7 protein-coding genes are annotated in these 12,516 nt (G+C 62.3%); 3 read left to right on the top strand and 4 right to left on the bottom strand.

All coding sequences use genetic code 11. From position 1 onward, the window contains the following. The first annotated feature begins 14 nt into the window (after window positions 1-14). Both fdhF and ACR0K1_RS16780 read left to right on the top strand, forming a co-directional pair. Window positions 15-2,798 (top strand): formate dehydrogenase subunit alpha, encoded by a 2,784-nt coding sequence (gene fdhF / locus ACR0K1_RS16785; RefSeq protein ID WP_480851327.1) that lies wholly within the window; start codon window positions 15-17, stop codon window positions 2,796-2,798. A gap of 114 nt (window positions 2,799-2,912) precedes the next feature. Next, entirely contained in the window at window positions 2,913-3,692 is a 780-nt protein-coding gene (locus ACR0K1_RS16780) for a cyclase family protein (RefSeq protein ID WP_480851326.1), read from the top strand. Window positions 3,693-3,835: 143 nt separating this feature from the next. Here ACR0K1_RS16780 and ACR0K1_RS16775 read toward each other — a convergent pair whose 3' ends face one another. From ACR0K1_RS16775 to ACR0K1_RS16765, 3 genes are all read right to left on the bottom strand, one after another. Beyond that, window positions 3,836-7,924, bottom strand: coding sequence for a translocation/assembly module TamB domain-containing protein (locus tag ACR0K1_RS16775; RefSeq protein WP_480615342.1), 4,089 nt, complete (start codon window positions 7,922-7,924; stop codon window positions 3,836-3,838). Then, entirely contained in the window at window positions 7,921-9,726 is a 1,806-nt protein-coding gene (locus ACR0K1_RS16770; RefSeq protein ID WP_480615340.1) for an autotransporter assembly complex protein TamA, read from the bottom strand. Before ACR0K1_RS16770 ends, ACR0K1_RS16775 begins: the two co-directional genes overlap by 4 nt. Window positions 9,727-9,866: 140 nt before the next feature. Then, entirely contained in the window at window positions 9,867-11,090 is a 1,224-nt protein-coding gene (locus ACR0K1_RS16765; RefSeq protein WP_480615338.1) for a urate hydroxylase PuuD, read from the bottom strand. A gap of 97 nt (window positions 11,091-11,187) precedes the next feature. Here ACR0K1_RS16765 and ACR0K1_RS16760 point away from each other — a divergent pair, with 97 nt between their 5' ends. After that, window positions 11,188-12,102 (top strand): LysR family transcriptional regulator, encoded by a 915-nt coding sequence (locus ACR0K1_RS16760; RefSeq protein ID WP_480615336.1) that lies wholly within the window; start codon window positions 11,188-11,190, stop codon window positions 12,100-12,102. Window positions 12,103-12,105: 3 nt separating this feature from the next. Here the strand turns inward: ACR0K1_RS16760 and uraH are convergent, their stop codons facing one another. Beyond that, complete coding sequence (uraH, locus tag ACR0K1_RS16755; RefSeq protein WP_480615334.1) at window positions 12,106-12,462, bottom strand: hydroxyisourate hydrolase; 357 nt, start codon at window positions 12,460-12,462, stop codon at window positions 12,106-12,108. Window positions 12,463-12,516: the final 54 nt, after the last annotated feature.

The following is a 12,516-nucleotide window of genomic DNA, read 5'->3' as shown; positions in this document are numbered from 1 at the left end:
GGGGAGACAGAGCCATGCTTGACGCAAGCCCAAACAAGACCGTCACCTTCAACCTGAACGGCGAAGACGTCACCGTGCCCGAAGGCTGGACCATCTGGGAAGCCGCCAAAGGGCAGGGGTTCACCATCCCGCACCTGTGCCACAAGCCGCAGCCGGGCTACAAACCCGACGGCAACTGCCGCGCCTGTATGGTCGAGGTAGAGGGCGAACGCACTCTGGTCGCCTCGTGCATCCGTCCGGCCGCCGACGGTATGGTGGTGAAAACCGACAGCGAGCGGGCCGAGAAGTCGCGCGCCATGGTGATGGAACTTCTGGTCGCCGATCAGCCGGAACAGCCGCATGATGCCTCGAGCCATTTCTGGGACATGGCCAAGCTGAACAATGTCAGCGACAGCCGTTTCCCGGCGAAAGAGCCCGAGAAAATCCCTCTGCTGGATGACAGCCACGTTGCAATGCGCGTCAATCTGGACGCCTGCATCAACTGCAACCTCTGCGTTCGCGCCTGCCGCGACGTGCAGGTCAACGACGTGATCGGCATGGCCGGTCGCGGCCACACGGCTCAGGTGGTATTCGACCAGAACGACCCGATGGGTGCCTCGACCTGCGTGGCCTGTGGCGAATGCGTTCAGGCCTGCCCGACCGGTGCCCTGATGCCCGCCACTGTGCTGGATGATCAGCAACTTGGCGACAGCAAGGATTACGATTCCGAGACCGAAAGCGTCTGCCCGTTCTGCGGCGTGGGCTGCAAGGTCTCTCTGAAGGTCAAGGACGGCAAGGTGAAATATGTCGAGGGCATCAACGGCCCCGCCAACGAAGGCCGCCTCTGTGTCAAAGGCCGGTTCGGGTTCGATTACATTCACCACCCGCATCGCCTGACCAAGCCGCTGATCCGGCGCGAGGATGCGCCTGCCAAGGGCCTGAACGTCGATCCCGGCAATCTGAAAACCCATTTCCGCGAAGCGACCTGGGACGAGGCGATGGATCTGGCCGCCACCAAGCTGAAAGCCCTGCGCACCGAAGATCCGCGCAGCGTTGCGGGCTTCGGCTCGGCCAAGTGCACCAACGAAGAAGCCTACCTGTTCCAGAAGTTCATCCGTCAGGGCTTCAAGCACAACAATGTCGACCACTGCACCCGTCTGTGCCACGCGTCGTCGGTTGCGGCTTTGATTGAGAACGTCGGTTCGGGCGCGGTGACCGCAACCTTCAACGAGATCGAGAACGCCGATGTGGCGATCATCATCGGGGCCAACCCGATCGAGAACCACCCGGTGGCTGCGACCTATTTCAAGCAGTTCACCAAGCGCGGCGGCAAGCTGATCGTGATGGACCCGCGCGGCGTTGGCATGCGCAAGTTCGCCGATGAGATGCTGCAATTCCGTCCCGGTGCCGATGTCTCGATGCTCAACGCGATCATGAACGTGATCGTCGAAGAGGAACTATACGATAGCCAGTACATCCACCGCTGGACCGAGAACTGGGAGGCCGAAAAAGAGCATCTGCGCCAGTTCACGCCCGAGGCGATGTCGCCGATCTGCGGCATCGAACCCGATCAGCTGCGCCGTGTGGCACGCACCTTTGCGCAGGCCAAGGCAGGTCTGATCTTCTGGGGCATGGGCGTCAGCCAGCATATCCACGGCACGGATAATTCGCGCTGCCTGATCTCGCTGGCCCTGATGACCGGCAATGTCGGCAAACCCGGCGCGGGTCTGCACCCGCTGCGGGGGCAGAACAACGTGCAGGGGGCCTCGGATGCGGGTCTGATCCCGATGTTCCTGCCGGATTATCAGTCGGTCACCGATGATGGAATACGCGCCAAGTTCAACGAGGTCTGGAACTCGGACGACTTCTCGAACGAGAAGGGCCTGACCGTCACCGAGATCATCGATCAGGCCTATGCGGGCAATATCAAGGGCATGTATATTCAGGGTGAAAACCCGGCCATGTCCGACCCGGATGTCGGCCACGCGCGCGAGGCGCTGGCCAAGCTGGAACTGATGATCGTGCAGGATATCTTCCTGACCGAGACGGCGAACTATGCTGACATCATCCTGCCCGCCTCGGCGCTTTACGAAAAGAACGGCACCGTGTCGAACACCAACCGGCAGGTGCAGCGGGTGCGGCCCGCGGTGACCCCTCCGGGTGAGGCGCGCGAGGATTGGGCAATCACCGTCGAACTGGCGCAGCGCATCGGGCTGAATTGGGACTACACGGATGTGTCGCAGGTCTTTGCCGAGATGAAGCTGACCATGGCGTCGCTGGATAACATCACGTGGGAACGGTTGGAGACCGAGACCATCACGTATCCATCTCTGTCCGAGACCGATCCGGGGCAGGCGATTGTGTTCGGCGATGGCTTCCCGCGCGCCGATGGCCGCGCCCGATTCACCCCGGCCAGCGTCATTCCGCCGGATGAGGCCCCGGACGACGAATATCCGATGATCGCCACCACGGGCCGTCAGCTGGAACATTGGCACACCGGATCGATGACCCGCCGGGCCAGCGTTCTGGATGCGGTGGAACCGGAAGCGAATTGCTCGATGAACCCCCGGACTTTGAAACTGATGGGCATCGAACCGGGCGACACGATCCGCCTGACCACCCGTCGCGGTTCGATCGAGATCATGGTGCGCGCCGATCGGGCGATTGCCGAGGATATGGTGTTCATCCCCTTCGCCTATGTCGAAGCGGCGGCGAATATCCTGACCAACCCGGCCATCGACCCCTATGGCAAAATCCCCGAATTCAAGTTCTCGGCCATTCGCGTGGAAAAGATCGAAGACGCCATCGCGGCGGAATAATCCGCCACCACGCACCAAGCCAATACAGGCGACCCCGACCGGGTCGCCTGTTTCGTATCTTGACAGCGTATTGCGCGCGGCCAACCCTGTAGCGGCAGCTCCCGGGAGGAAAACATGCCCCGCCGTTTTGTCGATCTGTCCGTTCCGCTGGAAACCGGCATCGTATCCGACCCGCCGATCATGCTGCCCGAGATCGAATACATGACCCATGATCAGACGGCGGAACAGGTCATGGCCTTCTTTCCGGGGTTGCAGAAAGAGGACCTGCCGGGCGGTGAAGGCTGGGCCATCGAACGCCTGCAGATCGCCACGCATAACGGCACCCATCTGGATGCGCCCTACCATCATCACTCGACCATGAACAGCGGCGAGCGGGCGATCACCATTGATGAGGTGCCGCTTGAGTGGTGCATGAACCCCGGCGTGAAGCTGGACTTCCGGCATTTCGAAGATGGCTATGTCGCCACCGCCGCTGATGTCGAAGCCGAACTGAAGCGCATCAGGCACGACCTGCAACCGCTGGATATCGTCGTCGTCAACACCGCGGCCGGAACCCATTACGGCAAGCCCGATTACCTGATGAAAGGCTGCGGAATCGGGCGCGAGGCGACGCTTTATCTGACCGGACGCGGGGTACGCGTCACCGGCACCGATGCCTGGAGTTGGGACGCCCCCTTCCCACTGACAGCGCAGGCCTATGCCGCGACACAGGACCCGTCGATTATCTGGGAGGGGCACCGCGCCTCGATGGACATCGGCTATTGCCATATCGAGAAACTGACCAACCTCGAAGACCTGCCGCCCACGGGTTTCGAAATCTCGTGCTTTCCGTTCAAGATCAAAGGGGCCTCGGCCGGGTTTGTCCGGGCGGTTGCCATATTCGACGATCCGTGAAGCGGTTTGGGGGGCGCTTCGTTTGGCGCGCGCGCAGGCCCATTTGGATAACTGTTTGGGATGGCCAAACAGCCCAAGTCACTGGGGCCAGCGGCCCGGCAAGGCCAGCCGGCAGGTGCTGGCAGAGATCAGTTTTTCGCCGGTTAATAGTCCCGTTCGAAGAACACGCCGATCCCGGTTTCTCCGCGCCCATCGACGGTACCGCGCACGGTGAAATTGTCGGTGACATCCAGGTTCAGATTCACCTCGGTATCGCCCTCGGTGTTGACGGTGAAATCCGTGTACAGATTGTCGCTCAGATACGCGCCTGCGCCCAGACGACCGGCCCCGCCCTCGGTCGCGCCGATATCGACGGTGTCGAGCCCGGTGGACTTGCGCAGCCCCCTGGTGGCATCCCCGCCCGCACCGCTGAGCTGCGCCAATGATGCCGCCATCTGCGCGATCACAAACGGCGAAAGTTCGGAAAACCGGTTTCCGAACAGAAGCATGGCAAGGGCCTCTTCCGCAGGGCGTTCGGGGTCCGAGAACACGTTAACTTCGGGCGAATCCAGCGGCCCGGCAATTTCGATAGTCGCCGTCCCGTCCGAGGTGCTGGCCGAGGATTCGAACTCGATATAGGGCGTCAGGTCGCCCTGCAGGGTGACAATGCCCTTTGTCAGCGCCAGACGGCGGCCCAGAATGTCGAAGTTGCCCCGGATCAGTTCGATCTGGCCCGAGGGGACAACCGATGCCGTGGTGCCGCCGATGAACAGACGCCCCCCCAGTTCCGCGTTCACACCGCGCCCGTTTACAAACACGGCCTTGGGGGCCAGCAGGCTGATATCCAGCGAAATCCGGGAATCGCCTTTCGTTTCGCTCTCTGACACCACAAGCTGCGCGCGTTCTCGGGTGACATAGCTGGCGCGGCTTTCATTCACATGTTGAATCTCGGGGATCGGGGCCGCGCCCACCGCGCCCGAGGCGGCGGCGAGGTTGATGTTGGTCTCGCCAAAATTGATCTGACCCGAAAGCGCGCTGTTCCCGGCCAAAGCTCCGGTCATGGAAATCTGGCCGTTCAGCGTGGTTTCGTACAGCAACTGGTCGGTCAGCACCAGATTGTTGAGCGCGGTCGTGATCTGCGCGTTGAAAGGCGGTGTCAGGTCCACCGGCCCGCTGACCGTAAAGCCTCCGCCCGCGCGCATGCTGCCATTCAGCGAGATTGTGGCGCGGCTTTGCGCAAGATCGACCGACCCGCCAATGCCGGTGATGGTCTGGCCCGCGGTCGGAATGGCCAGCGAGGTGCCCGAGGTCGTGATCGATCCGCTTAAGGAATCCAGCGCCGGATTGCCTTTCAGGGCAAGGTTGAACTGGGCGGTGCCGTCGATCTTGTTGGGCGAGATGAAGATATTGGCGATGCCGATATTGATCCCGCCCTGCGCCGTCAGGTCCGCCTGGCCCGAGGTTTCGTCGAACGTGCCCTTCACGTTACTGTTGATCTCGGCCGGTCCTTCGGCCTTGGCGTCGATGGTCCAGACACCGTTATCCCGTTGCGCGCTGCCGGTGGCGGAAATATTGCCGGGAAAATCGGGCGCGAACCGTTCGATCCGGTTGAACTTGGCGTCGAAATCCACATCTGCCGAACCGTTCCTGTCCACCGTTCCCACAAGGCTGGCATAGGAACTGTCAGGCCCTTGCAGCCGCGCGTTGCCCTCAAGCCCCGATCCGGTGGGGGCCACATTGCCGTCCAGCGACAGCGGGCCGGACAGGGTGTTTGACAACCGCCCCAGATCGTCAAGTGCGGCCGAGAAATTAAGCCCGCCGGACTCCCTGTCCAACTGCCCCGACGCGTTTGCCGACAGGGCCGAGCCTTTCAGCGAGAAGGTGCGGATATTCAGACCCTGATCGTCATTCACCGCATCCACGTTCAGGGTCGTGCGCCCCTGAATCAGCTTATCAGCCAGCTCGATGCCGGTCTGAATGTCATCCGCCGCCACGTTGCCCTGCAGGTCGAAATACTTGCTGCCCATGGCCCCCTGGCCCTGCAGATCGGCCTGAACCGATCCCGCAAGATCACGCCCGGCCAGCCCCGAGAACAGCGACAGGTCCGGCGCGTTCACCTGTGCCTGACCGTCCACTGCCAGTTCGCCGGTCGGGTCGTCGATGGTGGCGGCGACCTGCGCCGTCAGCGCGTTCCCGTTCACCTTGGCCTCGCGAATGACGATCTGATCCTGACTGATAGCCCCGTCAAACTCGACCGAAGTCTGGCCGGTCAGCAGCGGGTCAATGTCGGATATACCGGTCCTGATGCTGCGCCCGGAAACGCTCGCCGTGCCGTCAAACTCCAGCGTCTGAATGGTACCCTTGCCGTCCAGCTTCGCCTGCACCGACCCGCCCAGATCGCGCTTGGCCAGACCGGAAAAGACCGACAGATCGCGTGCATCCACGCTGGCCTGACCGTCGATCGAGACATTCCCGTCGGGCGTTGTCACCGTGCCGCTCGCCTGCGCGCGCAACGCGTTGTTGATCACCGAGAAATCCCGCAGCGTCAGGCCGTCTTCGCCGCGTTTGGCATCGACCGTGACCGTTGTTTCGCCCTTGATCACCGGGTCGATATCGTCGCGCCCTGTGGACAGATCATTGCCCTCGACAACTAGTTTGCCGTCGAAACTGCCCTCAAGCGGCGAGCCGTTGCCCTCGACCCGGACCGTGGCGTTCCCGCCCAGATCGAGCTGTGCCAGATCCGAGAAGCGCGACAGGTCCGAGGCCTCGAGCAGGGCGGAACCGTCCACCTGCAACCCGCTGGTCAGGCCGCTGATCAGCGCGTCGACACCAAGCGCGTAATCCGAGCCGACCAGTTCGAACCCCGACAGGTTCAGGGATTCGTCGCTGCCATAATCGAACAGGCCGTCCAGCGTGATCCGGTCGCCAAGCGCCGTGTTCAGCGCCGCGTCGGTCATGTCGATCCCGTCAAGCGCGGCTTGCAGATCACCATCGACTTTCAGGATATCCCCCTGTTCCAGCGTGCCTTGCGCCGTGATCTGCGCCCGGTCCAGACTGATCTGGGGCGATTTGAACGCGTTTGCCGTCAGGCTCAGGTCCCAAAGATTGCCGTTCTTCCGGTCGAACAGCGCCGATAGCTGTGCCGCCTCAATCGACGTCTCGCCGCCCGAGACCGGCAACACGACCGAGGTCCCTTCGGGCGGAGTAATGCGCCCTTGCAGGGCAGCAAGTTGCAGGGTGCCGCCAGTGGCCAGCTGCAGTTCACCCTTCAGGTTCAGCGCCTCGGTTGTCAGTTCCAGATCGCTGATGTCCAGCGCACCGTCCGGCTTGGTCAGCCCGTCCACGAACAGGCGGGTCTGGGTGCCAAAGAACGTGTCCATGTTCTCGGCGACAAAGGGCGTCAGGTCGCCGCCCAGATCGGCGGTAAAGGCAATCCCGTCCTCGGCGCTTGCCGCCGCGGTCGGGGCCGCGCGCAACCGCACCTGACCGTTGACGCGCACCTGGTTGTCGCTGCTCAGGCCAATGTCGGCGGTGAAATCGGTGACGGGGCCGGACCCTTTGGCCGTCAGCCCGATCGGCGGGCTGTCCGGTATCTTCAGCGCGGTCGAGATCAGCCCGCCCGATGCCTCGATCACCTGCAAATCCAGATCGATCTGGCTGTTGGAATTCTGGAAGCCTGCGGCCAGTTTGATCTCATCCCCGGCGCGGTCCAGCCGGGTGATGTCAAGATTGGTGTCCAGCGTTCCATCTGCCAGCGACAGGTTGCCGTTGACGGCAAGATCAGCCGCGACGCCGATCAGCGGCTCGCCCAGTGACAGCTCATCGATCCGGATCTCGCCGATTTCGATGGATACCGGCAGTTCCGGCAACTGAAACGGCGTGGTTTCCGCCGAAGGTGGTGGCGTGTCCTTGGTGGTTGTTCCCGGAGCGCGGGCGACATCGATTTCCTGCGCGGTCAGCGCGTTGACAGAAAACCGGCCCCGGATCAGGGCCAGACGGTTCCAGTCCAGCTCGGCATCCTTGATGGTCAGCCAGACGCCTTCGTCATCGGAAACCGTAATCTCCTGAATCGTGGCGCGGGAACTGAGCGCCCCTTGCAGGCCCCGGACCGTCACGTTCTGGTCGTCACCCGACAGCGTGTCCTGCAGGAAGCGTTCGATCATGCTGCCGCCGCCATCCTCTTGCGCCTGAACCGCAAGTGGGGCGCAGGTCAGGGTGCCGATCAGCAGAGGATATGAAAGACGCCGTATCAAAATGCCTGCCCGATCCCGATATAGAATTGCAAACCGTTGCCGGTCGTGCCCGAAACCGGCCAGGCCAGATCAAAGCGCAGCGGTCCGAACCCGCCAAGGTCATATCTGACCCCAAGCCCGGCACCCGCGTGATCGCGCGCGCCGCTGCCGATGAACGAAGACGTATCGACCACACCGTAGTCGTAAAACCCGACCAAAGACAGGGTTTCAGTAACCTTGCCGCGCACCTCGCCCGACAGGCCCAGAAACGATTTGCCGCCCGCAACACCGGTGCCGACCGGGATGCCGAGGCTTTCAAACGGCTGGCCCCTGACCGTGCCCGCACCGCCCGAGAAAAACAGAAAGTCCGGCGTGACCCCGTCCAGCGAAGGGCCGAGGACCGAGCCCAGCTGCACCCGCCCCGCGAGCACGATGCGCCCATTGGTTCTGAGGCTGGTATAGGCACGCCCGTCAAAGAACAGGCGAATGCCGGTGTCGGTGCCGGATAGCCCGACAAACGGCATGACCTGCGAATCCAGATAGTACCCCCGCGTGGCGCTGACCCTGCTATCGCGCAGGTCCCATTCCGAACGGAAGGGCAGGATGAAATACCGGAACTTCCGCCCGTCGCCAAAAGCATCATCCGCATCCGACAGTTGGAAACCTGCTGACGCCTCGGCATAGAGCCGGTCCGAGAATGTGCGCCGCGCACCGTAGGACAGCGACGCCACCGTGACATTGTAGTTGTCAGTGTTGCGCTGTTCCAGCAGGGCGCTCCAGAACGTGTTGTCGTCCGGGCCCAGACGATCGGGCTGATCCAAACGCAGGCCCAGTCGCCCGTCCAGCGGTTCGGACCCGCCGATATTGCGCAGCGCCGCCTCAAACCGCAGCCTCTCGGCGCGCCGGAACATGTTGCGATGGGTCCATGTGGCGGTCACATCGACACCAGCGCGCGATGCCAGTTCCACCCCGAAGGTCAGGCGGCGTTTGGGCAGGTCTTCGAATGTGGCATCGAAATCCAGCGTGCCGTCGGGATTGGGCGTTTCGCGTTCCTGAATCGAGACCACGTTGAACGTGCCGGTCCGCCGCAAACGCGTGCCGACCTTTTGAATCTCGGCGGGCGAATACACCTCGCCGCTGGGGAAGCCGGCGATCTTTTCAATCGAGCGGTGGCGCACATCGGTGTCGCCCTTGATGAACATCTTGCCAAAGGTCAGCCGCCTGCCCGGGGCCAGATCGACCTCGGCGTCCAGACGCCTTTGCGCGTGTCGGGCAATGACGGTCTGACCGGCCACTTCGGCCTTGGCGTGACCGGCATCCCGCCAGCCCTGCACGCCAGCGGACGCCGCCTGTTGAATGGCCCCGGTGGTTGCCAGCTTGCCTGTCGCAAACTCCTCGGGCAGGACGGTATCGGGGGCCAGGGGCTGCACGACGGCCTCGCCGAACCTGAACGTCGGGCCGGTTTCAACCGTGATGACGGCGCGATTGATTTGCGCGGGTACGCTGAGTGAACTCAGGTCAGCGGCCTCGCGCCCGTCCAGTTTGATGCTAACGACGGGGCTGAAATACCCTTCGTCATACAGGATCTGAACGATGGTGCGGTAATCCGACAGCGCCCCGGACAGAATTTCCAGCGGCGTGTCCAGCCCACGGGATTCGGCGGTTGTGACCGAGGATGTTTCCTCGATCCGTTCAACCAGTTCCTTGGAGGCGCCGGGGATGGACAGGGTGGTTTCCAGCGCCGCGACAGACGTCGGTATCAAAGCCGCCAGCGCGCCCATAAGCCAGCGCCCAAGACTGCCCTGCGGCTTGTTCCCCTGCATCAGATGGCTCCAACTGCCCCTAGTCGAAATCACTTTTGCCGCATTGTTGTGCGGCTGTTTGATTTCCAGTTAGAGCATCTGAATCCTTTCGGGGAAAGAAAATTAACACGCGGCCCGCCAAATTGCGGGGAATAGTCGTGTTAAAGCCCGGCGTTGCGCACCCAACGGATGATCGCGTCGCGGTCTTCGGGTTCCATATAGGTCACATTGGCGGGCGGCATCGCATGGGTGACACCTGACTGCAGATAGATCTGTTCCGCATTGCGGGCGATATCGGCCTCGGTTTCCAGCAACACGCCTTTGGGGGCCCAAAGGATGCCCTCCCAAACCGGTTCGCGCGCGTGGCACATTGAACAGCGGCCCAGCACGATATCATGCGCCTCTTCAAACCCGGCGGCCGAGGCGAAACGTTCCTCGTAAGACGTCAGCGGCTGCGCCTCGGCCTCTTCCAGCGGTTTGTACATGGGTGCGGTGGACAGCCACATGATGGCGATGAACAGCAGGGCGGTGGCCAGCCATGTCCAGGTGGGATTGCCCGCGCGAGCGTGGCGGGTGTTGAAATAGTGCCGGATGGTGACGCCCATCAGGAACACCAGCGCGGCGATGATCCAGTTATACTGCGTGGCAAACGCCAGCGGATAGTGGTTTGACAGCATCAGGAACACGACCGGCAGCGTCAGGTAGTTGTTGTGGGTCGATCGCAGCTTGGCGATCTTGCCGTATTTCGGATCGGGTGTGCGGCCGTTCTTCAGATCATCGACCACGATGCGCTGGTTCGGCATGATGATGAAGAACACATTCGCCGTCATGATCGTGGCGGTAAACGCGCCCAAATGCAGCATCATCGCGCGGCCGGTGAAAATCTGGTTGTACCCCCAGCCCATCACCACCAGCAACGCAAACAGCAGCACCATCAGCAGTGTGGGACGCTCGCCCAACCCGGACTTGCACAGGAAATCATAGACCAGCCAGCCGACGGTCAGCGAGGCGGCTGAAATCAAAATCCCCTGCCACAGCGCCAGATCGGCCTTTTGCGCGTCGATCAGATAAAGCTCTCCGCCAACCCAATAGACGATCATCAAAAGCGCCGCGCCGCTCAGCCAGGTGGCGTAACTTTCCCATTTGAACCAGGTCAGGTGTTCGGGCATCCGCTCGGGCGCGACGAGGTATTTCTGGATGTGATAAAAGCCGCCGCCATGCACCTGCCATTCCTCGCCATCTGCCGGGCCGGGGATGTCGCGGTTCAGGCCAAGGTCCAGCGCGATGAAGTAGAATGAGGATCCGATCCAGGCGATGGCGGTGATCACGTGCAGCCAGCGCACGGCAAAAGCCATCCAGTCCCAGAACACGGCGAAGTCGTACATTTCAGAGGTCTCCGATTGCGTTGCCGCCACACTAGGCAAACGGGCTTTTCTTCGGTATTCCCGTATATTGTCAAACTGTATCAAAAAAAACGATAAGATGTCCTATCTCGACAACATCCGCACCTTCGTCCGCGTCTACGATCTGGGCAGCATGTCCGCTGCGGGCCGGGACCTGCGCATATCGCCCGCCGTGACCTCGGCACGGATTTCGCAGCTTGAGGATCATCTGGGCGTGCGCCTGTTCCAGCGCACAACCCGCAACCTGTCCCCGACGGAACAAGGCAAGGCGTTCTATCCCGGCGCGGTGGCGGTTCTGGATGCGGTGGACGACGCCGAGGCGCAGGTGACCCACCTGACCGAAGCGCCGCGGGGCTCGCTGTTCGTGGCCGCCCCGCTGGGGGTGGGGCGGCGGCTGCTTGCGCCGCATGTGCCTGATTTTCTGGCGGAATACCCCGAGATCGACGTGCGCCTGCGCCTGACGGACCGGTCTGTGGACCTGACGACCGAGGGGTTGGATCTGGCGTTTTTCATCGGTCAGCCCGAGGACAGCACCCTGCGCATCCGCAAGATCGCTGATTGCCAGCGCGTGCTGTGCGCCGCCCCGGATTATGTGAAACGGCGGGGCATGCCGCAGACCGGGGCCGAACTGATCTCGGACAAGCATGAATGTCTGAACCTGCGCTATCCCGGCGCGACCGAGTTTCAATGGATGCTGGAAACGCCGGAGGGCCCCAAGAGGTTCGCGGTCTCGGGGCGGTTTGAATGCGATGATGGCGATGTGCTGACGGATTGGGCGCTGTCAGGGCAGGGCATCGCGATGAAGCCGGTGTTTGAGGTCGCGGATCACCTGAAAGCGGGGCGTCTGGTTCCGGTTGCCCCGGACACGCCGCCGGTGTCGGTACAGATGGCCTGCCTGTACACCCACCGCCGCCATCAGGACCCCAAGGCACGCCTGTTCATGGATTTCATGATCGAACGGATCAGCGGGGTGGTGCGCAGTTCAGAACTGTGACGGTCAGCTACCGCGATAGGTCGAATAGCCGTAAGGCGACAGCAACAGCGGCACATGGTAGTGCGCCGAGGCATCCGACAGGCCGAACCGGATCGGAACCTCGTCCAGAAACAGAGGGTCGTCGCCTGCCTGACCGGTCGCGCGCAGGTAGTCACCGGCATGGAAGATCAACTCGTAAGCTCCGGTTTCGAACGCGTCCTGCGGCAGGATCGGGCCATCGGTGCGCCCGTCGGAATTGGTCTGCATTTCGGCGAGTTTCTCACGCCCTTCACCATTCAGCCTGTATAGAACAATGCGTAGCCCCTCGGCCGGGCAACCGCGTGCCGTGTCCAGAACATGGGTCGTCAGATAACCAGCCACGGCGATCTCCTTTGATTTGCCTTTCGGTTTGTCACAGTGTGGAACAAACTTCAA

The sequence above is a fragment of the Ruegeria sp. F5 genome, from assembly GCF_056533845.1.
This window is presented reverse-complemented; position numbering and strand designations above follow the sequence as displayed.

Excerpts from the sequence above, each read along its gene's own strand:
- fdhF (WP_480851327.1), top strand. The coding sequence starts at position 15 with ATGCTTGACGCAAGCCCAAACAAGACCGTCACCTTCAACCTGAACGGC.
- ACR0K1_RS16780 (WP_480851326.1), top strand. The coding sequence starts at position 2,913 with ATGCCCCGCCGTTTTGTCGATCTGTCCGTTCCGCTGGAAACCGGCATC.
- ACR0K1_RS16770 (WP_480615340.1), bottom strand. The coding sequence starts at position 9,726 with ATGCAGGGGAACAAGCCGCAGGGCAGTCTTGGGCGCTGGCTTATGGGC.
- ACR0K1_RS16765 (WP_480615338.1), bottom strand. The coding sequence starts at position 11,090 with ATGTACGACTTCGCCGTGTTCTGGGACTGGATGGCTTTTGCCGTGCGC.
- ACR0K1_RS16760 (WP_480615336.1), top strand. The coding sequence starts at position 11,188 with ATGTCCTATCTCGACAACATCCGCACCTTCGTCCGCGTCTACGATCTG.